At 71.9% G+C, this 25262-nt stretch carries 25 protein-coding genes; 23 read left to right on the top strand and 2 right to left on the bottom strand.

All coding sequences use genetic code 11. The features are described 5' to 3' along the window. The first annotated feature begins 99 nt into the window (after positions 1-99). The 16 genes from ACTG9Q_RS11475 (at position 100) to ACTG9Q_RS11400 (ending at position 16338) form a co-directional block, all read left to right on the top strand. Entirely contained in the window at positions 100-468 is a 369-nt protein-coding gene (locus tag ACTG9Q_RS11475) for a hypothetical protein (protein WP_455572655.1), read from the top strand. Between the two features lie 5 nt (positions 469-473). Beyond that, positions 474-1046: a DUF3558 family protein gene (locus ACTG9Q_RS11470; protein ID WP_455572654.1), complete on the top strand. Its 573-nt coding sequence runs from the start codon at positions 474-476 to the stop codon at positions 1044-1046. A 12-nt stretch (positions 1047-1058) separates the two neighbouring features. After that, positions 1059-2516 (top strand): hypothetical protein, encoded by a 1458-nt coding sequence (locus ACTG9Q_RS11465; RefSeq protein ID WP_455572653.1) that lies wholly within the window; start codon positions 1059-1061, stop codon positions 2514-2516. Positions 2517-2520: 4 nt separating this feature from the next. After that, positions 2521-3276 (top strand): ESX secretion-associated protein EspG, encoded by a 756-nt coding sequence (locus ACTG9Q_RS11460; RefSeq protein WP_455572652.1) that lies wholly within the window; start codon positions 2521-2523, stop codon positions 3274-3276. 203 nt (positions 3277-3479) lie between these two features. Further along, complete coding sequence (ftsH, locus tag ACTG9Q_RS11455) at positions 3480-5786, top strand: ATP-dependent zinc metalloprotease FtsH (RefSeq protein WP_455572651.1); 2307 nt, start codon at positions 3480-3482, stop codon at positions 5784-5786. Positions 5787-5828: 42 nt separating this feature from the next. After that, positions 5829-6455, top strand: coding sequence for a GTP cyclohydrolase I FolE (gene folE, locus ACTG9Q_RS11450; protein ID WP_455572650.1), 627 nt, complete (start codon positions 5829-5831; stop codon positions 6453-6455). After that, positions 6452-7282 carry a dihydropteroate synthase gene (gene folP, locus ACTG9Q_RS11445; protein WP_455572649.1) on the top strand — a complete coding sequence of 277 codons (831 nt, stop codon included), beginning with the start codon at positions 6452-6454 and terminating at the stop codon, positions 7280-7282. Before folE ends, folP begins: the two co-directional genes overlap by 4 nt. Further along, positions 7279-7659: a dihydroneopterin aldolase gene (gene folB / locus ACTG9Q_RS11440; protein WP_455572648.1), complete on the top strand. Its 381-nt coding sequence runs from the start codon at positions 7279-7281 to the stop codon at positions 7657-7659. Before folP ends, folB begins: the two co-directional genes overlap by 4 nt. Then, the gene (gene folK / locus ACTG9Q_RS11435) at positions 7656-8150 is read left to right on the top strand and encodes a 2-amino-4-hydroxy-6-hydroxymethyldihydropteridine diphosphokinase (protein WP_455572647.1); all 495 of its coding nucleotides are present in this window, start codon (positions 7656-7658) and stop codon (positions 8148-8150) included. The genes folB and folK overlap by 4 nt, the downstream gene beginning before the upstream one ends. A 52-nt stretch (positions 8151-8202) precedes the next feature. Next, entirely contained in the window at positions 8203-8664 is a 462-nt protein-coding gene (locus ACTG9Q_RS11430; protein WP_455572646.1) for a DUF3180 domain-containing protein, read from the top strand. 411 nt (positions 8665-9075) lie between these two features. Beyond that, positions 9076-11508, top strand: coding sequence for a DUF6779 domain-containing protein (locus ACTG9Q_RS11425; RefSeq protein ID WP_455572645.1), 2433 nt, complete (start codon positions 9076-9078; stop codon positions 11506-11508). 562 nt (positions 11509-12070) lie between these two features. Continuing rightward, entirely contained in the window at positions 12071-13222 is a 1152-nt protein-coding gene (locus ACTG9Q_RS11420) for a PrsW family intramembrane metalloprotease (protein WP_455572644.1), read from the top strand. A 127-nt stretch (positions 13223-13349) separates the two neighbouring features. Further along, entirely contained in the window at positions 13350-14237 is an 888-nt protein-coding gene (locus ACTG9Q_RS11415) for a Rossmann-like and DUF2520 domain-containing protein (RefSeq protein ID WP_455572643.1), read from the top strand. After that, a complete protein-coding gene (panC, locus tag ACTG9Q_RS11410; protein ID WP_455572642.1) occupies positions 14234-15100 on the top strand; it encodes a pantoate--beta-alanine ligase in 867 nt (288 codons plus the stop codon). The genes ACTG9Q_RS11415 and panC overlap by 4 nt, the downstream gene beginning before the upstream one ends. A gap of 8 nt (positions 15101-15108) precedes the next feature. Next, positions 15109-15561, top strand: coding sequence for an aspartate 1-decarboxylase (gene panD / locus ACTG9Q_RS11405; RefSeq protein ID WP_455572641.1), 453 nt, complete (start codon positions 15109-15111; stop codon positions 15559-15561). Beyond that, positions 15562-16338: a type III pantothenate kinase gene (locus ACTG9Q_RS11400; RefSeq protein ID WP_455572640.1), complete on the top strand. Its 777-nt coding sequence runs from the start codon at positions 15562-15564 to the stop codon at positions 16336-16338. Positions 16339-16352: 14 nt separating this feature from the next. Here the strand turns inward: ACTG9Q_RS11400 and ACTG9Q_RS11395 are convergent, their stop codons facing one another. Beyond that, positions 16353-17093, bottom strand: a complete 741-nt coding sequence (locus tag ACTG9Q_RS11395; RefSeq protein WP_455572639.1) for a class I SAM-dependent methyltransferase — start codon at positions 17091-17093, stop codon at positions 16353-16355. A gap of 40 nt (positions 17094-17133) precedes the next feature. On the opposite strand from ACTG9Q_RS11395, the gene lysS reads away from it, so the two are divergent. The 6 genes from lysS (at position 17134) to ACTG9Q_RS11365 (ending at position 21539) form a co-directional block, all read left to right on the top strand. Further along, entirely contained in the window at positions 17134-18654 is a 1521-nt protein-coding gene (gene lysS, locus ACTG9Q_RS11390; RefSeq protein WP_455572638.1) for a lysine--tRNA ligase, read from the top strand. Positions 18655-18764: 110 nt separating this feature from the next. Continuing rightward, a complete protein-coding gene (locus tag ACTG9Q_RS11385; RefSeq protein ID WP_455572637.1) occupies positions 18765-19112 on the top strand; it encodes a histone-like nucleoid-structuring protein Lsr2 in 348 nt (115 codons plus the stop codon). Positions 19113-19279: 167 nt separating this feature from the next. Further along, on the top strand, positions 19280-19678 hold the full coding sequence (locus ACTG9Q_RS11380) for a hypothetical protein (protein WP_455572636.1): 399 nt from the start codon (positions 19280-19282) through the stop codon (positions 19676-19678). A 17-nt stretch (positions 19679-19695) separates the two neighbouring features. Beyond that, the gene (locus ACTG9Q_RS11375) at positions 19696-20712 is read left to right on the top strand and encodes a hypothetical protein (RefSeq protein ID WP_455572635.1); all 1017 of its coding nucleotides are present in this window, start codon (positions 19696-19698) and stop codon (positions 20710-20712) included. Beyond that, a complete protein-coding gene (locus tag ACTG9Q_RS11370) occupies positions 20709-21074 on the top strand; it encodes a hypothetical protein (RefSeq protein WP_455572634.1) in 366 nt (121 codons plus the stop codon). Before ACTG9Q_RS11375 ends, ACTG9Q_RS11370 begins: the two co-directional genes overlap by 4 nt. A gap of 42 nt (positions 21075-21116) precedes the next feature. Next, positions 21117-21539: a hypothetical protein gene (locus ACTG9Q_RS11365; protein ID WP_455572633.1), complete on the top strand. Its 423-nt coding sequence runs from the start codon at positions 21117-21119 to the stop codon at positions 21537-21539. A gap of 1 nt (position 21540) precedes the next feature. On the opposite strand, the gene ACTG9Q_RS11360 is transcribed toward ACTG9Q_RS11365, so the two are convergent. Beyond that, positions 21541-22281, bottom strand: coding sequence for a (2Fe-2S)-binding protein (locus tag ACTG9Q_RS11360; RefSeq protein WP_455572632.1), 741 nt, complete (start codon positions 22279-22281; stop codon positions 21541-21543). A 390-nt stretch (positions 22282-22671) separates the two neighbouring features. Between ACTG9Q_RS11360 and ACTG9Q_RS11355 the strand changes: the two genes are divergently transcribed. Next, complete coding sequence (locus tag ACTG9Q_RS11355; protein ID WP_455572631.1) at positions 22672-25221, top strand: ATP-dependent Clp protease ATP-binding subunit; 2550 nt, start codon at positions 22672-22674, stop codon at positions 25219-25221. Positions 25222-25262 lie beyond the last annotated feature (41 nt).

Genomic DNA, 25262 nt, shown 5'->3' with positions numbered 1-25262 from the left:
CACTTGTCGTGATCTCCTGACCCGGTGCACCCGGGTGCGTTAGCCTCAGGGCACTGCTACGGGTGGAGCAGTCGAACGCGGGGACCAGGGGAGACTGACGTGTACGACGCAGGCGGGATCGGCGGCGCGGTCGGCGCGTTCTCGGGCGCGGCGGCCAGCGGGATGGTCTCGATCGACCCGGACGCCGCCCAGGCCGCGCTCACCGAGATCGGCGCCGTCCGCGACGAGCTGGCGCTGCTGCGGCAGGCCGCGGCCAACCAGGCCGAGGACGTCAAGCTCGGGGCGAACCCGGTCGGCCAGGCGATGGCGACGAAGTCGATGGACCGCTTCGACGGCTCCGGCGACTCGTTCATGCACCTGGTCCGCCAGCTGTCCGAGCAGACCGAGACCGCGGAGCGGGCGCTGAAGCAGGCGATCGCCAACTACCGCGACACCGACTACGGCAACGCGACCACAATCGGGAGCTGACCGCCGTGGTCTCCACGCTCGCGCGCGGCATCGGGCTCACCGTGATCGCGCTGTCGGTGATCGCGCCGTCGGTCGCGTGCTCGGCGGAGCCGGGTGTTCCCGCGCCGAGCGCGACCGGCCAGGCGGACATCGGACCGGCGCCCACCACCGCCGCGTCGACGACCACTTCGGCCGGACCGCGCACCGTCTCCCTCGACAGGGAAGCGCTCTGCGCCCTGCTCACCGAGGCGGAGGCCGCGCGGTTCGGGTCGAGGAGTCCCCGGGAGGGCAACAGCACCGCGACCGGCAACCCGCAGTGCCAGTGGCGGGGCGAGATGGGCCTGACGCTGGAGTTCAGCGACAGCGGCACCTACACGCCGGAAGCGGGCGCCACCGGGATCACAGTGGACGGACTGCCCGCGTTCCTGGTGCCCGTCGCTGAAGAGCAGTTCTGCAAGGTCGTCGTGCGGTTGAACGAGGGCGTGTCCGGTCTCGCCATGGGCGCGGGAGTGCTCTCGGCTGGAGAAGGCAAGGGCCGCCAACCGTGTGATGTGGCGAAGCAGCTCGCCGAAATCGTTATTCCCAAGGTGAAGGGCTAGGGGGCCGCCACGATGCCGAACGGCGATCAGCGCTACGACACGCACGAGTACGCGGGCGACCGCGCGGGCGACATCTCCCGCGTCATGCGGAACATGCCGGAGGAAGACCGCTCGACGCGGACCGAGTTGCAGCAGAGCATCGCGCAGCGCCAGCAGCAGCAGCTCGCGCCGAACGTCGACATCGGCGCCGACCGCGTCGTGGTCCCGCAGAACTGGGAGAGCCGCACCAGCACCGAGCTGTACGCCGCGGCCACCGAGCTGAACGTGCCCACCAGCGCCGACGGCCTCGGCCGCGGCTTCACCGAGGGCGGCAACCGCCTCGCCGACGCCGCCAACCGCCTCCTCGACGCCGTCGCCCAGCTCGATCAGGCGTGGAAGGGCGAGGCCGCCCAGGCCGCCCGCGGCGCGCTGACCCCGCTGGCCCAGGCCACCGGCCAGGCGGGCATCGCCGCGCAGTACATGGGCACCGCCATGGCCCAGCAGGCCACCGCGGCGGCGACCGTGCGCAACCTGCCCCAGCCGATGGAGTTCGACCCCGGCGCCGAGCTGACCAAGGCGCTGGCGAACCCGAACCCGGTGGCGGGCATGGCCGACATGGCCGCCAAGGAGCAGCAGGCCAAGGAGGTCAAGGCCGAACAGGTCAAGTACCTCAACGACTACACCACCACGATGCGGGACATCGACGCCCGCACGCCCACCTTCGTCCCGCCGCCCCCGCGCATCGACGAGGGCGGCGGTGACACCGGCTTCCAGGACAGCGCCCGCGTCAACTACGGCGACGGCCCCGGCGGCGGCAGGGACTTCCCCCCGACCGGCGCCACGGGCTGGACCGGTCAGCCGGGCCACGTCCCCGGCCACGGCACCAACACGCCGTCGACCACCACCCCGCCCGTCGGCACCGTCGGTGTCGACACCGGCACCACGATCTCCGGCCACACCCCGCCGTCGACGTCCCCGGTGACCACGCCGACCGGCCCCGGCCTCGGCACCACCCCGCCGTCGGCGCCGCAGCCCACCACCGGCAACCCCACCCCGGTCGGCCAGTTCAGCCGCGGCCCCGGCGGGCTGCCCACCGGCACTCCCACTGGCACTCCCACTGGCACGCCCGGCAGCGGACGCGCGGGCACCGGCCTGGGCGGACCGCGCGGCGGCCTGGGCGCAGGCGGTGCTGGTGGTGCTGGTGCTGGTGGTGCGGGCAACTCCGGCGCGGCCAGGCCAGGCGCGGGTATGGGCGCGGGCGCGGGCCCAGGCGCGGGCCAGGGCGGTCCCGCTGGTCGTCCCGGCGGCCCCGGCGCGGGTGCCGGGACCGGCGGCCGTGGCGGCGCGGGCGGGATGGGCGGCGCGGGTGGCCGCGGCGGGCAGGGCGGGGAGGACAGCGAGCACGAGCGCGCCTCCTACCTGGTCGAGCCCGACCCCGAGGCCGCCTTCGGCACCGACCAGGCCACCGCCCCGCCCGTCATCGGGGGGTGACGCCATGCCCTCGGCCGAGACGCTGGACCAGCTCGCCCTCGACTTCCTCTGGGAGGCCATGGACGCGGGCGAGCTGCCTTACCCGCTGCGCGTGCGCTCGCACGGCGACACCGTGGACGAGCGCTCCCGGCTCCGCGCGCGGATGCACGCGGAGCTGGCCTCCCGCGGCCTGATCGACCGCTACGGCCGCGTCGAGCCGCACGTCGAGGACTGGCTGGGCGTGCTCGCCCGGCCGGAGGTGGCGATCGACGCGCTGTTCCTGCCCGCGGTGCCCGGCGCCGCGATCTGCGTGTACGCCGCGGTGGCGGGCGGCATCGGGGTGGTCGCCACGCAGTCCGCCGACGACCTGCACCTGCGCCGCGTCCGGGCCGACGGCCTGGTCGCCGAGGTGGTCGGGCTGCTGCCCGCCGCCCAGCGCGGCGCGGAGGCGTCGGTCTCGCTGCCCGCCGAGGAGTTCGCCGCGATCACCCCGGGCAGCGCCCGCGGGGTGCCGGACTCCGACCCGCGCGCCGGTCTGGCCCGGCTGGTGGCGCAGCCGAACCTGCGCGGCGGGCAGTTCGGGGTCAGCTCGCGCGACCGCTCCGGGACGCGCAGGCGCGGCCCGGTGCTGTCGTGGTTCGACAAGCCCAACGGGCGCTACCTGGCCTCCACCAGCCGCGGCCGCGACGGCCGGGACTGGATCACCGTCGCGCCCGCCGACGTGCAGACCCTGCGCCACCGGCTCGGCCTGCTCCTCGCCGAGGTGGCCGAGCCGCGCTGAACACCCGTCGACGGCGGCGGGAACCTGATCCGCCCGCCAACCGTTGACCACGTGGCACCCCTTCCCGGCCACTTCGTGCGGTGAGGGGGCCGACGCGGGCGGTACTCTGGGATGACCGGGGCCAACGCCCGGCCGGGTAATGGTCGTCATTGCCCTCACGTGCACGTCAGGGAGGGTCGAGGCCGCACGCCGGCCGTAAGTGAATGGACCGTAAGCGACTGCTGCGCAACCCGCTGCTGTGGATTTTGGCGGTGTTGCTGATCTACTTCGCCTTCAGCATGCTGTTCGACGACACCCGTGGGTACACGTCCGTGCCCACGTCGAAAGCCGTCGCGCAGATCGAGGCCAACAACGTCAAGGCCGTTGAGCTGGGGGACAAGGAACAGCAGCTCAAGCTGACCCTGAACACGCCCATCGAGCACGACGGCCAACAGGTCACCCAGATCCTCGCCCAGTACCCGGCGGGCGCGACCGCGCAGCTCTACACCTCGATCATCGACAAGTCGGGCATCGAGCTGCGCACGACGGTCACCCAGGACAGCTTCCTCACCCAGATCCTGATCTTCCTGATCCCGTTCGCCCTGCTCCTGCTGCTGCTCATGTGGATGATGAACAACGTCCAGGGCGGCGGGAACCGGGTGCTCAACTTCGGCAAGTCCAAGGCGAAGCAACTCTCCAAGGACATGCCGAAGACCACCTTCTCCGACGTCGCGGGCGCCGACGAGGCGGTGGAGGAGCTCTACGAGATCAAGGACTTCCTCCAGAACCCCGGCCGCTACCAGGCCCTCGGCGCCAAGATCCCCAAGGGCGTGCTGCTCTACGGCCCGCCGGGCACCGGCAAGACGCTGCTGGCCCGCGCGGTCGCCGGTGAGGCCGGGGTGCCGTTCTACTCGATCTCCGGTTCGGACTTCGTGGAGATGTTCGTCGGCGTCGGCGCCTCCCGGGTGCGCGACCTGTTCGAGCAGGCCAAGCAGAACGCGCCGTGCATCATCTTCGTCGACGAGATCGACGCGGTCGGCCGCCAGCGCGGCGCGGGCCTCGGCGGCGGGCACGACGAGCGCGAGCAGACGCTCAACCAGCTGCTCGTCGAGATGGACGGCTTCGACGCGCGCGGCGGCATCATCCTCATCGCCGCGACGAACCGCCCCGACATCCTGGACCCGGCGCTGCTGCGCCCGGGCCGCTTCGACCGGCAGATCCCGGTGTCCGCGCCGGACCTGACCGGGCGGCGCAAGATCCTGGAGGTCCACTCCAAGGGCAAGCCCTTCGCCTCCGACGTCGACATGCTCAGCCTGGCCAAGCGCACCGTCGGCATGTCCGGCGCCGACCTGGCCAACGTGATCAACGAGGCCGCGCTGCTCACCGCGCGCAAGAACGGCACGGCGATCGACGGGGCCGCCCTCGAGGAGTCGGTGGACCGGGTGATCGGCGGTCCGGCCCGCAAGAGCCGGATCATCTCCGAGAAGGAGAAGAAGATCACCGCCTACCACGAGGGCGGGCACGCCCTGGCCGCGTGGGCGATGCCGGACCTGGAACCGGTCTACAAGCTGACGATCCTGCCCCGCGGGCGCACGGGCGGTCACGCGCTCGTCGTCCCCGAGGACGACAAGCAGCTCATGACCCGCTCGGAGATGATCGCGCGGCTGGTGTTCGCCCTGGGCGGGCGCGCGGCCGAGGAGCTGGTGTTCCACGAGCCCACGACGGGCGCCTCCAGCGACATCGACCAGGCCACCAAGATCGCCAAGGCGATGGTCACCGAGTACGGCATGAGCGCCCGGCTCGGCGCGGTGCGCTACGGCCAGGACCAGGGCGACCCGTTCCTGGGCCGGTCGATGGGCCACGCGCCGGACTACTCCCTCGAGGTCGCGCACGAGATCGACGAGGAGGTGCGCAGCCTGATCGAGGCCGCGCACACCGAGGCGTGGGACGTGCTCAACACCTACCGCGACGTGCTCGACGAGCTGGTGGTCGAGCTGCTGGCCAGGGAGACGCTGACGCGCAAGGACCTGGAGCGGATCTTCTCCAACGTGGAGAAGCGCCCCCGGATCACCGCGTTCAACGACTTCGGCGACCGCGTGCCCTCGGACAAGCCGCCGATCAAGACCCCGCGCGAGCTGGCCCACGAGCGCGGCGAGCCGTGGCCGGACGAGGTGCCCGCCCTCGATCCGACCCCGGTCGGGGCCGTGCCGGGCGCGGGCGACCTGCCCGGCGGTCCGCCGCGGCCGAACCCGGAGCTGCCGCCCGGCGGCGGCAACGGCAACGGCGCGCCCCCGCAGTACGGGCAGCCGCACCCGCCGCCGTACGGCCAGCCGAGCCCGCCGCAGTACCCGCAGCCCTACGGCAGGCCGCAGTCCGACGGTCCGGGCGCGGGCCCGCCGCACTACGGCGCGCCGCCCGGCTGGAAGCCCGCCACCACCCCGTCCGGCCAGCCGTGGCCGCAGCCGGAGTGGGGCAGGCCGGAACCCCGTGACCAGGACAACTCTGACGGGCGCGCACGCGGGTCCGAATGAGATGGTGGCGGCAGCCTGCCGCGACGATCTCGGAGACTGGCGATGACTGATTTCGCAGTGACGCGCGGCGGGACGGGTGACACCGTCCCGCTCGCGTCCTTCGACCCTCCCCGGGCCGAGAAGGCCATTCGGGAGCTGCTGCTCGCCTGCGGGGAGGACCCCGACCGCGAGGGCCTGCGGGACACGCCCGCGCGGGTGGCCCGCGCCTACGCCGAGCTGTTCGCCGGGCTGTACACCGAGCCCGAGCGGGTGCTGGACAAGACGTTCAACGAGAGCCACGACGAGCTGGTCCTGGTCACCGACATCCCCATGTACTCCACCTGCGAGCACCACCTGGTGCCCTTCCACGGGGTCGCGCACGTCGGGTACATCCCGAACGAGCAGGGGCAGGTCACCGGACTGTCCAAACTGGCCCGCCTGGTCGACCTCTACGCCCGCCGCCCGCAGGTGCAGGAGCGGCTGACCTCGCAGGTGGCCGACGCGATGATGCGCAAGCTCACCCCGCGCGGGGTGATCGTGGTGATCGAGGCCGAGCACCTGTGCATGGCGATGCGCGGCATCCGCAAGCCCGGCGCCCGCACCACGACCTCGGCGCTGCGCGGCATCCTCAAGACCTCGCCGTCCTCGCGCGCGGAGGCCATCGAGCTGATCAACGGGCGGTCCCGGTGACGCTGCCCGCACCCGGCCGCTGCGCGGTGGTGGGCGTCCTCAACGTCACCCCGGACTCCTTCTCCGACGGCGGGCGCTACCTGCGGGTCGCCGACGCCATCGAGCACGGCGTGGCCATGTGGCGCGCGGGCGCGGACGTGATCGACGTCGGCGGGGAGTCCACCCGGCCCGGCGCCGACCGGGTCGAGGCCGAGACCGAGATCGCCCGGGTGGTCCCGGTGATCAGCGAGCTGGCGGCGGCGGGGGTCGTGGTCAGCGTCGACACCACGCGGGCCTGGGTGGCCGAGGCCGCGCTGCGGGCGGGGGCGACGATCGTCAACGACGTCTCCGGCGGGCTGGCCGACCCCGACATGGCCGGTGTGCTCGCCGGGTCGGGCGCGCCGTGGGTGCTGATGCACTGGCGCGGGCACAGCCGCGACATGCAGGCCCTGGCGACCTACGCCGACGTCGTGGCCGAAGTGCGCGACGAGCTGCGCGCCCGGGTCGACGCGGCGCTGTCCGCCGGTGTCGCGGAGTCGGCGATCGTGCTGGACCCCGGCCTGGGGTTCGCCAAGGACGCCGCGCACAACTGGGCCCTGCTGCGTTCCTTGGGCGCCCTGCTTGACCTGGGGTTTCCCGTGTTGATCGGGGCCTCGCGCAAACGTTTTCTGGGCGCGCTGCTGGCCGCCGACGGGGTGCCCCGGCACTCCGACGGCCGCGAGGACGCCACCGCCGCGGTGTCGGCCCTGGTGGCGATGGCGGGGGCGTGGGGCGTGCGGGTGCACGACGTCGCCCGCTCGCTGGACGCGGTCACCGTGGCCGCCGCGATGGGGGGAGTCCCACGATGACCGACCGCATCACCCTGACCGGCCTGCGCGTGCGCGGCCACCACGGCGTCTTCGAGCACGAGCGCCGCGACGGCCAGGACTTCGTCGTCGACATCACCCTGTGGATCGACCTCGCCCGCGCCGCCGAGACCGACGCCATCGCCGACACCGTCCACTATGGCGAGCTGGCCGAGCGCGCCGCCGCCGTCATCGCGGGGCCTCCCCGCGACCTCATCGAAACCGTCGCCGCCGAGATCGCCGAGGCGGAGATGGCCGACGACCGCGTGCACGCCGCCGAGGTCACCGTCCACAAGCCCGGCGCCCCCATCCCCCTGGCCTTCGCCGACGTCGCGGTGACGGTCCGCCGCTCCCGCAAGTCCCGGGCGGCCCGCGGGTGACCCGCGCGGTGCTGTCCCTCGGCTCGAACCTGGGCGACCGGCAAGCCCACCTGCGCGCCGCGGTCGCCTCCTTCGCCGACGTGCTGCGGGCGGTCTCCCCGGTCTACGAGACGGCGCCGTGGGGCGTCGAGGACCAGCCCGACTTCCTCAACGCCGTCCTGATCGTCTCGGACCCCACGTGCGACGAGTGGGGCTGGCTGCGCCGCGGTCAGGACCTGGAGGCGGCGGCCGGGAGGGTGCGCGAGGTCCGCTGGGGCCCGCGCACGCTGGACGTCGACGTGGTGACCGTGGACGGTGTCCGCAGCGACCACCCCGACCTGCTGCTGCCGCACCCCGGCACCCCGGACCGGGCCACCGTCCTCATCCCCTGGCTGGACATCGACCCGAACGCCGAGGTCCCCGGCCACGGCCCCGCCCGCGCCCTGCTGGCCGGATTGGACACCACCACCGTCCACCGGCGACCCGACATCGACCTCCGGGTCGCGGGGTGAGCACCGTGGCGTGTCCGACTGTTGTCCGCCCGACGCCGATGCGGGGTATGCGGTGAGGTTCACCAAGGCAAGCGATCTCGTCCCCGCGGGCCTGGTCACGGCGGTGGCGCTGTACCTGTTCATCCGCCTGCTGTACGGCCGGCTGCCCCCACTGCCCACCTTCGCGGGCGTCACCCTGCTGGTACTGGCCATTGTGGAGGCCGTCTTCGGCCACACGCTGCGGGGCCGGATCAGGCGGACCTCCCAAGGCAAGCCCCTGCACGCCATCACCGCGGCCAGGGCCTTGGCCTTGGCCAAAGCCTCCTCACTACTCGGCGCGATCATGCTCGGCGCCTGGCTGGCAGTACTCGCGTACGTGGTCCCAGAGAGCGACCGCATCGCCGCGGCCCGCTCGGACATCCCCAGCGCAACGATCGGCGCCGTGAGCGCGGCAATCCTGATCGCCGCCGCCCTGTGGCTGGAATCCTGCTGCCGCACCCCGGAAGAACCCGACGACCACGCCCGCCCCCACTGAGTCGGCCAGGCCCCTGAAGTCTGGTTGTCGCGTCGAACCCGAGTCGGTGAGTCTGATGGCGCGGTTGGTGTGGGCTCTTGTCGTGTTGGGTGGGGCGCGCTGAAGTCTGGTTGTCACGCCGGAACCCGAGCGGGTGAGCCTGATGGGCGCGGTTGGCGTGGGCTCTGCCGTCTTGGGCGGCCGCCACAGTCTGGTTGTCGCGCTGGAGCCCGTGTTTGGTGCCTTCAGGGGTTGATCGGCCGCGCTGTGGCGTGTGGCCGGGCCTGATCTGTGGTGTTGATCATGTTCTGCCGTCGGCGCGTTCTGTTGACCTGCGCGGAAGGGCCGTTCGGCGCACAGCGTGACATCCTTTTGGTCTCGTGGAGGTAACGGCCAGGTACGGTGGTCGCCATGACGGGCCGGAGTGACCGAATGGCGCGCGCGACTGGAGCGCGGCTGCTCTTCTTGGCCGCTCTCGGCCTCGCCGCCGCCGCGACCGCCGTCCTCGTGCTCAGCGACTCGATCCGGTGGATGCGGCTGGGGGTGGTGGCCGCCCTGTGGGCAGCGCTGGCCGGGGCGTTCCTCGCCGTGCGCTACCGCAAGCTCTCCGCCGAGCGCGCCGAGGACGCCGCCGAGCGCCAGCGGGTCTACGAGCTGGAGCTGGAGCGCGAGGTCGCCGCCCGCCGCGAGTTCGAGTTGGCCACGGAAGCCGAGATGCGCGCCAAGGCCGAGGACAGCGCCCGCGACGACCTCGCCGAACTGCGCGCCGAGCTCAAGTCCATGCGCGAACACCTCGAACTGCTCCTCGGCGGCGAAGTCCTCGTCGAGCGCATCGCCCTCCACGCCGAAGCCACCCGCATGCGCCGCTCGGAGGACCGCGGCATCGAGCCCCGCCCCGAGTCGATCCGCCGCATCACCGCCAGCACCGCCGAACCCCAGACCGACCTCATCGAACGCGTCCGCGGCGGCAAGGAGCCCTGGCTGGAAGACCCGCCCAGCAGCCGCCCCATCGACCCGACCTGGACCCCCTCCTGGGAATCCGGCGAACACCCCCGCCGCCCCGCCCGCCCCCAGACGCGCCCCACCCCCACCCGCCCGGCCGACCAGGCGCCCCAACCCCACCGTCGCCCCGCCGACCCCACCCGCACCCCCCGCCCCACCGACCCCCACCACGATGGTGACCCACGCCAGTTCGCCGACTCTGGTAGCCAGTCTCGACGTAACGGCGAGTCGGACAGATTCGCCGCCGCCGGGCACCGTGAGGGCGACCCACGTCAGTTCGCCGACTCCGGCGCCCAGTCCCGTCGTAACGGCGAGTCGGACAGGTCGGCCGAGTCCGCTGGGCATCGTGAGGGTGATCCACGTGAGTTCGCAGGCTCTGGTGCGCAGTCCCGTCGCGATGGTGACTCGGGCAGGTTCGCTGACTCCGCCGGGTACCGCGATGGTGACCCACGTCAGTTCGCCGACTCCGCTGCCCACCCGCACCGGGAAGGCGAGCCCGCCCGTGGTGGCCAGGCACGCACCCCGGGCCGAGCCGCCGAGCCGAGCCGTGGCAGCCAGCCCGCACGCCCGGAGCCCGCCCGCGCCGCCGACGCGGGCCAGCCCTCGCGTACCGACGCCGAGTCCGGCCGAGCCCGCCCGCACCGCCGGGAAGCCGAGTCCGGCCACCCGAATCAGCCCAACCGCCCCCGTCGCGAGGCCGAGCCCCCCGGCGGCGTGCCCCCCCGCCGCGATGCCGAGCCCCTCAACACCTCGACCGGCCTGCGTCCGCAGCCTGCCCCCACCCGGCCTGCCGACACCGTCCGCCGCTCACCCGTCGACGCCGAGTCCACCCGCCAAGGCGTCCGCCCGGTGGAGGAACCGACCCAACACGGCGTCCGCCCGGTCACCCCACCCGACCGCGCCGCCCCACCCCGCGTGGTCAGCCGCCGCCCCGCCGAGGCCGACCCGCGCTCCGCCGACTTCCCCACGCCACCTGAGGCCGCCCGAGGCAGGCGAGCCGTCGACTCCGCCGTGTTCCCCCCAGCCGACGCCGCCCGTCGAGCACCGGAACCCACACCAGAGCCCCCCCGCGGCAAACGAGCCGCAGAGTCCGGCGTGTTCCCCCCTGCCGAGGCCGCCCGCAGGCCGGAGTCCCCTGCCGAGGCCCGTGGCAAGCGCGCCGCCGAGTCCGGTGTCTTCCCTCCCGCCGAGGTTCGTGGCAAGCGCGCCGCTGAATCCGGCGTCTTCCCGCCTGCCGCTCGCAGGCCAGAGTCCCCTGCCGACCCCCAAGGCAGGCGAGCCGCCGAGTCCGGTGTGTTCCCACCAGCCGCAGCCGCCCGCAGGTCAGAACCCCCTGTCGACGCTCGTGGCAAGCGTGCCGCCGAGTCCGGCGTCTTCCCGCCTGCCGCCCGCAGGCCGGAACCGCCCGCCGAACCTCGCGGAAAGCGCGCCGCTGAATCCGGTGTGTTCCCACCAGCCGCGGCCGCTCGCAGGCCCGAGCCTCCTGCTGCGGCCGCCCGCAGGCCAGAGCCCTCCGCCGAGACCCGTGGCAAGCGCGCCGCCGAGTCCGGGGTGTTCCCGCCCGCCGACCCCCGCCGACCAGAGCCGCCCGCCGACGCCACCCGAGGCAGGCGCGCCGCTGAGTCCGGCATCTTCCCGCCCGCGAGCGCCAGGCCAGGGTCACCGGCGGCCGCCGCGAGCGCAGGCCGACGAGCCGCGACGGACTCCGGCGTCCACAACCCCGTCGCCGACAACCGCAGGCACAAGCCCGAACCCGACCCCGAATCCCAGGGCACCCACGCCTCCGGCACCTCGGTCTCCGACCTCCTCGCCGCCCACGGCGGCTCCCAACCCCGCCGCAGGCGCAGGCGTGACGCGGACTGACCAGCCCGCACTTCCCATCCCTCATCACCACTCACGCCTCCAGCGATCCGATTGCCGGCTGAACGCTCCTGCCTCCTAGGTTGTGAGCTGCGGTCTCCAGTGATCCGATTGGAGGCGAGGCGCTTCCACTGATCACGCCTGAGATGCGTTTCGCGCCAACTCGGGCTGAACCCACGCGGCGAGCTGGGCGTTCCGGTTGGTCAGCCATGAGCCGGGCTTTAGGCAAATCAGCCAGCGGTTGGGCGTTTTCCGGTCGACCGGGCCGTGCGTCGTGCTTCCAGTGGTCCGGCTGTCACCGCGCTTCACTCGATCGGGTGGAAGCTGTGGTCGGGGACATGTCGGCCTTTGGAGTTCGCGCGGCGAGCGCGGTGGCTCGGACCTGCCGCACCGTCCACAGGAGAAGGGCGATCGGGTTGGATAGGAAACCTGACTTGCCATTCGCCTGCCCTCCGGTCAAAGCCCTCTCAGCACGGCAATCGATGGGAAACCTTCCTGTCTGTTCCGTCCTCATCCCCCTCCGCGCGTCCGTCCGCCGCCTGACCGGCCCCTAATATCACTTCTCGTGTCCGATGATCAGTTGCGCAGGCACCAGCCGCGGCGCAAGACGGTGTTGCTGCCGGTGGTGGGGCTGCTCGTGCTCGCCGTCTGCGGGCTTGTCCTGCTCGCCGTCAGCACCGCGCGGGTGGGGCTCGAGGCCGAGTTGGTCGGGATTCTCGCCGCGCTGGTGCCGGTGGGGCCGGTCGTCGCGGCCTTCCTGTGGATCGACCGCTGGGAGCCCGAGCCCGCCCGGCTGCTCTGGCTGGCCTTCGGCTGGGGCGCCTGCGTCGCCGCCATCACCGCGCTGCTCATCAACAACACCGCCGAGGTCGTCGGTGACCTGCTCCTCGGCAAGGGCAACGGCGACAAGATCAGCGCCCTGGTCTCGGCGCCCCTCTTCGAGGAGTTCGTCAAGGGCGCCTTCGTCTACGGCATCTTCCTGTTCCTGCGGCGGGAGTTCGACGGCGTCATCGACGGGATCGTCTACGCGGGACTGGTCGCCGCCGGGTTCGCCTTCACCGAGAACATCTACTACTTCGGCCGCGCCTTCGCCGAGTACGGCATCGGCGACGGCAGCTCGCCCGGGGTGGTGGCCGCGTTCGTCCTGCGCGGCGTGCTCTCCCCCTTCACCCACCCGCTGTTCACCGCCATGATCGGCATCGGGATCGGCCTGGCGGGCCGGTCGAGGCGGGCCCGGGTCCTGGCCCCGCTCGGGGGCTACCTCGCCGCCGTCGTCCTGCACGCCGCGTGGAACGGGGCGGCGACGCTGGGCGGGGGCACCGCCTTCCTGACCGTCTACTTCCTCGTCATGGTCCCGATGTTCGCCGCCGCCGTGTGGTTCATGGTCTGGCACCGCCGCCGCGAGCAGCGGGTCATCGCCGCCGCGCTGCCCGCCATGGTCGAGCAGAACCTGATCCTGGACACCGAGGTCGACGCCCTGGCCCGGCTCGACGGCAGGCGCAAGTGGCGCAAACGGGTCCGCGCGCGCTCCGGCCGCGCCGCCGCCGCCCGGATGGCCGAGTACCACGCCGCGGTCAGCGAGCTGGCCTTTCTCCGCCACGGCATGGCCCAGGGCACCGTCGGCAGGCACGACGTGACCGACGAGGCCAACCTCATCGCCGTGCTGCGCTCCACGCGCAAGGCCGCCGTGCGGGCGAGCGCCGACCCGCCCCGGTGAACCTGGTCACCCGGACGCCACGGCGCAGTTCACCCTTGGTTACGCTCGCGCCGTCGTCTGGTACCCGCGGAGCCGCGGGACTGGAACGTGCGAAGGGGAGAGAAATGCGCCCGAACGGGGTCACGCTGTGACCCGGCCTGCCCGGTTGGCGGTCGGAGTCGTCTCGGCGGGCCGGGTGGGTGCCGTGCTGGGGGCCGCGCTGGCCCGGGCGGGGCACACCGTCACGGCCGCGTCCGGGGTCTCCCGCGCCTCCCTGCTCCGCGCCGAGGCCCTGCTGCCCGAGGTCCCCATCAGGCCGCCCGACGAGGTCGCCGCCGCCGCGGACCTGGTCCTGCTCGCCCTGCCCGACGACGCCCTGCCCGGCATGGTCCGCGGCCTGGCCGCCGCGGGCGCCCTGCGCGCCGGGCAGATCGTCGCCCACACCTCCGGCGCCTACGGGGTCGACGTGCTGGCCCCCGCCACGGCCAACGGCGCCCTCGGGCTGGCCCTGCACCCGGCGATGACCTTCACCGGCCGCGCCGAGGACCTCGACCGGGTGGCCGCCTGCTGCTTCGGCGTCACCGCCGACGACCACGACGAGGCCGCCTGGAACGTCGCCGAGGCGCTGGTCGTGGAGATGGGCGGCGAGCCCGTCCGCATCCCCGAACAGGCCCGCCCGCTCTACCACACCGCCCTCGCCCACGGCGCGAACCACCTGGTCACCCTGGTCGCCGAGGCCGTCGACCTGCTCAAGGCGGCGGGCGCCCCTGAGCGCCTGCTCGGCCCGCTGCTGTCCGCGGCCCTGGACAACGCCCTGCGCCACGGCGACCGCGCCCTCACCGGCCCGGTCTCCCGCGGCGACGCCGGGACCATCCGCAAGCACGTGGCCGTGCTGGCCGAGCACGCCCCGCCGATGCTGCCCGCCTACCGGGCGATGGCCAGGCGCACCGCCGAGCGCGCCACCGCGGCCGGGCTGCTGCGCGCGGACCTGGCCGAGGACGTCACCGCCGCCATCGACACCGGAGAAACCCCATGACCGCCCCGAGTTTCACCGCGGGCCGCCTGCACGTCCACAGTGGACCTACCGAGCTGGCCAGGGTCACCCGCGCCCTGCGCGCCACCGGCCGCCGCATCGCGTTCGTGCCCACGATGGGCGCCCTGCACGACGGTCACCGGGAGCTGATGCGCCACGCCCGGCGCATCCCGAACACGGTCCTCGCCGTGTCGATCTTCGTCAACCCCTTGCAGTTCGGGGAGAACGAGGACTTCGACCGCTACCCGCGTCCACTGGAGACCGACCTCGAAGCCTGCGCGGCCGAGCGCGCCGAGCTGGTGTTCACCCCCGCGCGGGGGGACATGTACCCGCGGGACGCGCAGACCACTGTCCACCCAGGACCGCTCGGTGACGAGCTGGAAGGCGTGGTGCGCCCAGGCCACTTCGCCGGTGTGCTGACGGTGGTCGCCAAGCTGTTCAACATCGTCCGACCGGACTACGCGCTGTTCGGCGAGAAGGACTACCAGCAGCTGACCCTGATCAAGCGCATGGTCAAGGACCTCGACATGGAGGTGGCCGTCATCGGCGTGCCCACCGTGCGCGAGCCGGACGGCCTCGCCCTGTCCTCCCGCAACGCCTACCTCGACGACGCCCAGCGCGCCGCCGCGGTGACCCTGTCGGCCGCCCTGGCCGCGGGCGCCCACGTCAGCGCGCACGGCCCGGAGGAGGTCCTGCGGGTCGCCGGTGACGTCCTCGCCCAGACCCCCGAGCTGGACGTGGACTACCTGGCCCTGCGCGCCACCGACCTCGGCCCCGCCCCGGCCTCCGGCGACGCCCGCCTGCTGGTGGCGGCCCGCCTGGGCGGCACCCGCCTCATCGACAACGTCCCGGTCCTGCTCGGCTAGGGAGAGCCATGTTCCGCACGATGCTCAAGTCCAAGATCCACCGCGCCACCGTGACCCAGGCCGACCTGCACTACGTCGGCTCGGTGACCGTCGACCCCGTCCTGATGGAGGCCGCCGACCTGCTGCCCGGCGAGCAGGTCGCCATCGTCGACGTCACCAACGGCGCCCGCCTGGAGACCTACGTCATCGAGGGCGAGCGCGGCAGCGGCGTCATCGGCATCAACGGCGCCGCCGCACACCTGGTGCACCCCGGCGACCTGGTCATCCTCATCGCCTACGGCCTGATGGACTCCGCGGAGGCCGCCGCCTACGCGCCGCACGTGGTCTTCGTCGACGCCGACAACCGCGTCGTGCACCTCGGCGCGGACGCCGCGCACGTCCCGGCGGACTCCGACCTGCTCAGCGGGGCCGAGACCGCCGACGCGGCCCGGCTCGACGCCCTCCTGGCTGTCGAGAGCTAAGTGCTACTCGCCATCGACGTCGGCAACACCAACATCGCGCTGGGCCTGTTCGATGGCCAGGAGCTGGTCCGCGACTGGCGCACCCGCACCGACGCCCGGATCACCGCCGACGAGCTGGACCTGAGCCTGCGCGGCCTGCTCGGCCCGCACGCGGACGCGGTGACCGGCGTCGCCGCCCTGTCCACGGTCCCGACCGTGCTGCGGGAGCTGCGCGCCATGCTCGCCAAGTACTACGGGCGCGTGCCGCGCGTCATGGTCGAGCCGGGCGTGCGCACGGGCGTGCCGCTGCTGGTCGACAACCCCAAGGAGGTCGGCGCCGACCGGGTGATCAACACCCTGGCCGCCCACCACGTGTACCGCACCGCCTGCGCGGTGGTCGACTTCGGCACCTCGACCAACATCGACGTCATCTCGGCCAAGGGCGAGTTCCTCGGCGGGGTCTTCATGCCCGGCATCGAGATCTCCGTCGACGCCCTGGCCACCCACGCCGCCGCGCTGCGCAAGGTGGACATGGTGCGCCCGCGGTCGGTGATCGGGAAGAACACCGTGGAGTGCCTGCAGTCGGGGATCATGTACGGCTTCGCGGGCCAGGTCGACGGCCTGATCACCCGCATCAAGCGCGAACTGGCCCGCACCGGCCACACCGGCCCGGTGACGGTGATCGCCACCGGCGGCCTCGCCCCGCTGGTCGTCGACGAGGCCGACGGCATCGACCACCACCGCCCCGACCTGACCCTCCTCGGCCTGCGCCTGGTCTACGAGCGCAACCAGCGCTAGAACCGCGACCAGCGCTAAACGCGCACCGCCCGCACCGCCTCGGTGATCAGCGGGCGGACGAACACCCCGCGGGAGTCCGGCAGCCCGGTCAGGTACTCCCGGGCGCGCTCCAGGATCTCCGCGCGCTCGGCCTCCGGCGCGACGGCGATGTGCGAGTACGTCCTCAGCGTCTCGACCATCGCGTCCACCGTGCGCACCTGCTGGTTCCGGAAGGACTTCTCCTCGGCGTCGCCCAGCAGGTCGTGCTCAGGGACGTGCCGCTCCCCGCGCCGGGTCGGGTCGTCGACGCTGGTCGCGCACATCGCCAGCAGCGTCTTCACCCACGGCACGCTGTCGTCGTCGGCGTTCCACAGTGCCCCGAACACCCCGCCCGGGCGCAGCACGCGGGTGATCTCGCCGAGCGCGTCGGGGTTGTCGAACCAGTGGAAGGCCTGGCCCGCGATGACGACGTCGACGGAGGCGTCGCGCAGGGGGATCTTCTCCGCGCGGCCGTCCATGGTGGGCACGTCGGGCAGCAGCCTGGCCAGTTCGGCGCGCATCTGCGGGTCCGGCTCCACGGCCGTGACGTCCAGTCCGAGGGCGAGCAGGCCCGCGGTGAGCTTGCCGGTGCCCGCGCCGAGGTCGAGCACGCGGGTGCGGTCGCCGACGACCCACTCGATCGCCTCGGCGGGGTAGTCGGGCCGGTGCTCGGCGTAGGTCGTCGCATTGGCTCCGAATGAGCCCGCTCTGGTCTCGTGCAACTGCGGATCGTCCACCGAACAACCGTAGGCCAATACCCGTTGTGACCTCGCGCGGATGCCCCCGTACCCTGACGCCGTGAACGAGGAGACCGCCCCGCCCGTCGACGACCTGCCCGAGCAGATGCGGATTCGGCGGGACAAGCGCGAGCGAATGCTGGCCGCCGGGGTCTCGCCCTACCCGGTGGAAGTTCCGCGCACCCACTCCCTCGCCGATGTGCGGGCCGCCTATTCGGATCTGCCCGTCGACACCGCCACCGGAACGAAGGTCTCCGTCGTCGGCCGGGTCATGTTCCTGCGCAACACCGGGAAGCTGTGCTTTGCGACACTGCGCGAAGGCGGCGGAACCGAACTCCAGGCGATGGTGAGCCTGAACAACGTCGGCGCGGAGTCGCTTTCCGAGTGGAAGGCCAGTGTCGATCTTGGTGATCACGTATTCGTCACCGGCGAGGTGATCACCTCCCGCCGCGGCGAGCTGTCGGTCATGGCCGACGAGTGGGGAATGGCGGCGAAGGCGCTGCGGCCGCTGCCCGTCGCCCACAAGGCCCTCGGCGAGGAAACGCGTATTCGCCAGCGTTATGTCGACCTCATCCAGCGGCCCCAGGCCCGCGACACGGTTCGGGTCCGTTCGGCGGTTGTGCGGTCGCTGCGCGAGTCTTTCCACACCCGGGGTTTCCTTGAGGTGGAGACCCCGATGCTGCAGACCCTGCACGGCGGCGCCAGCGCGCGCCCGTTCGTGACCCACTCCAACGCGATGGGCATGGATCTCTACCTGCGGATCGCCCCCGAGCTGTTTCTCAAGCGGTGTGTCGTGGGCGGGATCGACAAGGTCTTCGAGATCAACCGCAACTTCCGCAACGAGGGCAGTGATTCCTCTCATTCGCCCGAGTTCGCCATGCTGGAGTTCTACGAGGCGTACGCCACCTACGACACCAACGCGGTGATGGTGCGCGAGGTCATCCAGGAGGCCGCCCGCGCGGTCTACGGCTCCGAGACCGTCACGCTGGACGACGGCACCGAGTACGACCTGTCGGGGACCTGGACCACGCTGACCATGTACGGGTCGCTCTCGACGGCGCTGGAGACCGAGGTCACGCCCCGGACCACGGTGGAGGAACTGCGCAAGCACGCCGCCGCCGTCGGCATGGAGCACGACCCGAAGCTCGGCCACGGCAAGCTCGTCGAAGGGCTCTGGGAGCACTTGGTCGGCGATCACCTCCACGCGCCGACTTTTGTTCGGGATTTCCCCGTCGAGACCTCACCGCTGACGCGTGAACACCGGTCCCAGCCGGGTATCGCGGAAAAGTGGGACCTCTACGTCCGCGGTTTCGAGTTGGCCACCGGCTACTCGGAGTTGGTCGACCCGGTCGAGGAACGGCGCAGGCTGGCCGAACAGGGCAGGCAGGCGGCAAGCGGAGACGACGAGGCCATGCGTCTGGATGAGGACTTTCTGCGCGCGCTGGAGTACGGAATGCCACCGAGCGGCGGTGTCGGAATGGGCATTGACCGGCTCCTGATGGCGCTGACCGGTCTCGGCATCCGGGAGACCATCCTGTTCCCCCTCGTCCGCCCGGAATGAGACACCTCTCGCGCATTCCGGTTGATTTGCGCTAGCCTGCCCCCAGGGAGTATTTGTAACAGTGGCCGAGACGCTCGCTGAGCCGGCACATTCAGTCTGAGGGAGGCGCTATGGCGCAGAAGGTCACGGTTTCGCTCGTCGACGACCTCGATGGTTCGGAGGCTGAGGAGACCCTGGAGTTCGCACTCGACGGGGCGACCTACCAGATCGATCTGTCCAGCAAGAATGCCGATCGACTCCGTTCGGCGCTGTCGGACTTCGTGGAGAGCGCCCGCCGTTCCGGTGGCCGCAAGCGCCCGGTGGGCAAGGCGGCCTCGGGCCGCGCCCCCCGCACCGCCACGGCCGACCGCGAGCAGAACCAGGCAATTCGCGAGTGGGCCCGCAAGCAGGGCATGAAGGTCTCCGACCGCGGTCGAATCCCGTCGGAGGTCTTGGACGCCTACAACGAGCAGGCGTAGTACTTCGACCACCCACGTGCATAGGGGTCGTCGCCGTCGGCGACGGCCCCTTACGCATTTCGCGGGGCACTCGCCGCGATCGGCGGGAACCGTCCCGCCATTACCCCCGTCTGATCCGCTGGTGACCCCGCCCCGGCATGGGGCAACGAGGTGAGGGTGAGACGCCCGTGTCAGGACCGAATTCGGACCGTGACGAGGACAGCCCGGTCTTTCGCGACGCCGATCGGTGGGCCGAGCGGGTCGACCGCGCCGAGACGCCGGGCGAGCGCCGCCGGGCGTGGGCGGGCTTCCTGCCCCGGGGCGCGGCCGTCATCATCGAGGGCCTGCTGCGCGACTCCATGGTGTACGGCGCGGTGGTGTTCTCGATCATCGTCGCGGTGCTCGGCGCGACCTCCGGGGACCTGCCCTGGGCCGTCGCGGCGATCGCCTCCGGTGTCCTCGGCATCGGGCTGGCCGTGCTGACCCACCTGCGGCGCTGGTCCGTCGGCAGGCAGTGGGCCGTGCTCGGCGCCGTCGTGCTCGTCCAGGTCGCCTTAATGGTCTTCTTCTGGAAGATCCACAACTAGCGGAAACGGTGGCGGCGATGGCTGATGTGGTGGTCGAACTGAGCGACCTGCGGGGCTGGGCGTCCCAGGTGGGTCGCGGCGCGACGGACCTGGGCGCGGCCCACGAGTACGCGACGGGCAACATCGCCGACGCGGACTTCGGCCGGATTCTGGAGCTGTTCACCAGCGAGTACGCGGGCCTGCTGCCCAAGATGCACGCGATCCTGGAGGCGGACGGCACCGGCCTGGGCAAGGAGCAGGCCGCGCTGCTGGCCAGCGCGGAGGCCTACGCCACGGCCGACCGGCAGGGCGCGCAGAGCTTCACCGAGCTCGGCGGCTCCGGCGCGCTGACCAGCTCCGACGACGGCGAGGCCGCGGCCTTCACCGACCAGACCATGCCCCGCTCCAAGCTCGCGGTCCTCAACGCCGGGGACATCACCCTGCCCGAGGTGTCCTTCGGGGCCATCTGGGACACCGTCTGCGACCTGATCAACTCGATCGCGGGCATCGATCCCCGCGAGTACGTGACCAAGTGGATCGCCGGGGACGTCAGCAAGGCGTCCATGCAGGTGGCCGCCTGGAACTGCCTCGCGGAGTGCGTCGAGGGCGTCGACGCCAACCTCAAGGCGGGGTCGGCGGCGATCGCCCGCACCTGGCAGAGCGCGGCGGCCTCGGCGGCGGGCGCGCAGATGACCGAGTGGGGCACCGCCCTGACCGACCAGGCCGCGAAGATGCGCTCGCTGTCGGAGTTCATGAAGGACATGGTCGACCAGGCCGTGAAGATGGCCCAGGTCGTGGTGGACATCATCAAGACCGTCATCGACCTGCTGTCGGCGGCGCTGACCAACGCCGCGATCCCGTTCTACGGCCAGTGGAAGCTGATCGACAGCGTGTGGGACGGGGTGAAGATGGTCAACAGCGCCCGCAAGGTGATCACCGTGTTCTGGGACGTGATCAAGCTGGTGATCGACATGGTGAAGCTGTGCGTCGCCACCTTCACGGCCGAGTCGCTGCCGCCCGCGCCCTCCGCCGCCCCGGCCGGTGCGGGCCGATGACCTTTCCGGACATGGAGGGCCGCCTGCGGGCGGCCATGGCCGATCTGGACCAGGTGATCAGCCGCGCGCAGGACGACCTCTACCGGTTCCAGCGCAAGAACCAGCCCACCCGCGAGGAACTGCAGGCCCTTCAGGACGCCGCCCGCCGCGGTGAGCTCGGCGGCGACATGCGCGAGCTGGCCCGCCGGGTCGAGCGCGGCCAGGACTCCTGGCAGGCCATCTTCAGCGGCGCCTCCCCGCACGCGGACCTGTTGCGCGGCCACGTCGAGCGGATGGTCGAGGAGAACCGCGAGGCGATCAGGACGGCGTTGCAGGAGAACGAGGAGTTCGACCCGCTCGCTCCCAGTGAGGGACTCCGGTAGGAACGCGAACGCCCGGTAGTCGGGTCCGATACTTTGTGGACCATGACGATCGCGGTCCGCGTCTTCCAGGGTCTGCTCATCCTCGCGGGACTGGTGGCCTGCGTCACCGCCGTGTCGCTGGCGGGCGCGGTCCACGACGACGCCGACGCGCACTGCTACATGCGCGAGGTGCAGTACATGCGCGAGGCGCAGCGGAGCGACGACGAGGTCCCGGCCCCCGCGTGCGCCATCGTCTCCGTGCACCAGACCCAGGCCATCTCGGCCGGGGCGATCGGGCTGGCGGGCATCGGGGTGATGATCGGCGCGGTCGCCATGAACGGGATGGCACCGCGCGGTGCCGCGAGCGGTCCTGCCAAGCGGCCCATCCAGTCGAGCCCGAGCCCGTACAGCGGCTACGGCCCGCCGCCGGGGCCTCCGCAGCCCTACGCCCAGGGACCGCAGCCTCCCTACGGCCCGCCTTCCTGATCTAGCGGGGGGTGACCCTCGGGCACGTCCCGCACGGGCCCTTGCCGTGTTCCAGCAGGTAGTGGAAGCAGCAGCTCTCCCGGCGCCGCGTCCACTCCCCGTCCACCGGTCGCAGCGTCGAGCCCGAGGTGAGCGGGGACGGCCCGTCAGCGAGCACCAGGGCCGCGTCCAGGACCCCGGCGGCCTCGTCCCCGCCATAGCGGCCCGCCTGCCACAGCGCGCTGTCCAGGGCGTCGGTGGCCGCCGCCCACAGCGTGCGCCTGCCGAAGCGCACCTGCGGGGCGAAGACGTCGATGAACCGTGCCGCGTGCGCGGTGTAGCGCCCGCGCAGCACGGCGGCCAGGGCGGACTCGTCGGGTACGACGAGTGCCTCGGGAGCGCTCGCCGCCGGGTCGTCGGGCAGGCAGGCGAAGCCGCGGGAGAGCACCGCGACGGCCGCCGGGTGCGGGCGCGGGTAGCCGGTGCGGAAGGCGAGGTCGGCCGGGCGCAGGGACGGGACGCGGCGCTCGTGGTGGAACAGCAGCCCCGCCACGTACGCGGGCACGGAGAGGTACCACGCCATGACGTAGCCCGCGGTGGTCTGGTCGGGGGAGTCGGCGTACTGGTCGCGCAGCCATCGGGACAGCGCGGCCCGCCAGCGGGGGACGGCCTCCGGCGTGGCCAGGAAGCCCGCGCAGGTCACCCAGCCCGCCGCGGACGGCAGGCCGTGGGTGAGCGCCATCCGCGACTGGCGCGAGTTCACGACGGAGAGTGATTCCGACAACGTCCGGTGGCTGGGGCGCGGAGCGGCGCGGATGCTGGAGTCGAGGCTCAACTGCTGCTCCAGAAGGACGCGGTCAGTTGATAAGGCATGCCTAACCTTACCGAACGGCGTTGACATCCGCCTGTCAGGCTCGAAGCGCGGAAACGCGAGGACGTGTTCGCGCTCAGCGGACAACCCCATGATCACGGAATTCGACCCGGTCATCGCACGTTGTGATGGGTGACGGGGCCTCCGTCTGGGCGACGTTGGCATGTTGAGCCGCTTGCGGCCATGAGCATGGCAGCCCGGCCTACTACAGTGGTCCCACGGTGCTGAATCCACTACCAAGAGGTGGAGAAGGGCCGCCGGCGCAGCAGTCAGGGAGTGAGAATGTTCGAAAGGTTCACCGACCGCGCGAGGCGGGTGGTCGTCCTGGCCCAGGAAGAGGCCAGGATGCTAAACCACAACTACATCGGCACCGAGCACATCCTCCTGGGCTTGATCCACGAGGGTGAGGGTGTCGCCGCCAAGGCCCTGGAGTCGTTGGGGATCGCCCTCGAGGGCGTGCGCCAGCAGGTCGAGGAGATCATCGGCCAGGGGCAGCACGCGCCCAGCGGGCACATCCCGTTCACCCCGAGGGCCAAGAAGGTGCTGGAGCTGTCACTGCGCGAGGCGCTGCAGCTCGGCCACAACTACATCGGCACCGAGCACATCCTCCTGGGCCTGATCCGCGAGGGCGAGGGCGTGGCCGCCCAGGTCCTGGTCAAGCTCGGCGCCGACCTCAACCGCGTCCGCCAGCAGGTGCTGCAGCTGCTCTCGGGCTACCAGACCGGCAAGGAGGCCACCGAGACCGGTGGCCGCGGCGAGGGCACGCCGTCCTCCTCGCTGGTGCTCGACCAGTTCGGCCGCAACCTGACCGCCAGCGCCCGCGAGGGCAAGCTGGACCCGGTCATCGGCCGGAGCAAGGAAATCGAGCGGGTCATGCAGGTGCTGTCGCGGCGCACCAAGAACAACCCGGTCCTCATCGGCGAGCCCGGCGTGGGCAAGACCGCCGTGGTCGAGGGGCTGGCCCAGATGGTCGTCAAGGGCGAGGTGCCCGAGACGCTGAAGGACAAGCAGCTCTACACCCTGGACCTGGGCTCGCTGGTCGCAGGCTCCCGCTACCGCGGTGACTTCGAGGAGCGCCTGAAGAAGGTGCTCAAGGAGATCAAGACCCGCGGCGACATCATCCTGTTCATCGACGAGATCCACACCCTCGTCGGCGCGGGCGCGGCCGAGGGCGCCATCGACGCGGCCTCCATCCTCAAGCCGATGCTGGCCCGCGGCGAGCTGCAGACGATCGGCGCGACCACCCTCGACGAGTACCGCAAGTACGTCGAGAAGGACCCGGCCCTCGAGCGCCGCTTCCAGCCGATCCAGGTGGGCGAGCCGTCGCTCGAGCACACCATCGAGATCCTCAAGGGCCTGCGCGACCGGTACGAGGCGCACCACCGCGTCACGATCACCGACGCCGCCTTGGTGGCCGCCGCGACCCTGGCCGACCGCTACATCAACGACCGCTTCCTGCCGGACAAGGCGATCGACCTCATCGACGAGGCGGGCGCGCGCATGCGCATCCGCCGGATGACCGCGCCGCCGGACCTGCGCGAGTTCGACGAGAAGATCGCCGACGTGCGCCGGGAGAAGGAGTCCGCGATCGACGCGCAGGACTTCGAGCGGGCCGCCAAGCTGCGCGACACCGAGAAGACGCTGCTGGGCCAGAAGGCCGAGCGGGAGAAGCAGTGGAAGGACGGCGACCTCGACGTCGTCGCCGAGGTCGACGACGAGCAGATCGCGGAGGTGCTGGCCAACTGGACCGGCATCCCGGTGTTCAAGCTCACCGAGGAGGAGACCTCCCGCCTGCTCCGCATGGAGGACGAGGTCCACAAGCGGATCATCGGCCAGGAGGACGCCGTCAAGGCCGTCTCCCAGGCGATCCGCCGCACCCGCGCGGGTCTGAAGGACCCCAAGCGCCCGTCCGGCTCGTTCATCTTCGCCGGTCCGTCCGGTGTCGGTAAGACCGAGCTGTCCAAGGCGCTGGCGAACTTCCTCTTCGGCGAGGACGACGCGCTCATCCAGATCGACATGGGCGAGTTCCACGACCGCTACACCGCCTCCCGGCTGTTCGGCGCCCCTCCCGGGTACGTCGGCTACGAGGAGGGCGGCCAGCTCACCGAGAAGGTGCGCCGCAAGCCGTTCTCGGTGGTGCTCTTCGACGAGATCGAGAAGGCGCACCAGGAGGTCTACAACACCCTCCTGCAGGTGCTGGAGGACGGTCGCCTCACCGACGGCCAGGGCCGCACGGTGGACTTCAAGAACACGGTGATCATCTTCACCTCCAACCTGGGCACCCAGGACATCTCCAAGGCCGTGGGCCTCGGGTTCACCTCGGGCAACGACCAGGGCTCGAACTACGAGCGGATGAAGAACAAGGTCAACGACGAGCTGAAGAAGCACTTCCGCCCGGAGTTCCTCAACCGCATCGACGACATCATCGTCTTCCACCAGCTCACCGAGCCGCAGATCATCAAGATGGTCGACCTGATGATCGGCCGCGTCGAGACGCAGCTCAAGAGCAAGGACATGGCCCTCGAGCTGACCGACAGGGCGAAGATGCTGCTGGCCAAGCGCGGGTTCGACCCGGTGCTGGGCGCGCGGCCGCTGCGCCGCACGATCCAGCGCGAGATCGAGGACCAGCTCTCGGAGAAGATCCTGTTCGGGGAGATCGTGCCCGGCCAGATCATCGTCACCGACGTGGAGGGCTGGGACGGCGAGGAGACCCCGTCGGACAAGGCGCGCTTCACCTTCCGCGGCGAGAAGCGCGACCGGGTGCCGGACTCGCCGCTCGTCGAGCTGTCGGCTTCCGGCGGCGGCGAGGAGTCGGCCGAGTCGGCTGACTGAGCGCAGAAGACCAGAAGCAGACCGCTCCCGGGCCGAATTGG

The organism is Actinokineospora lacus (assembly GCF_053813445.1).
This window is presented reverse-complemented; position numbering and strand designations above follow the sequence as displayed.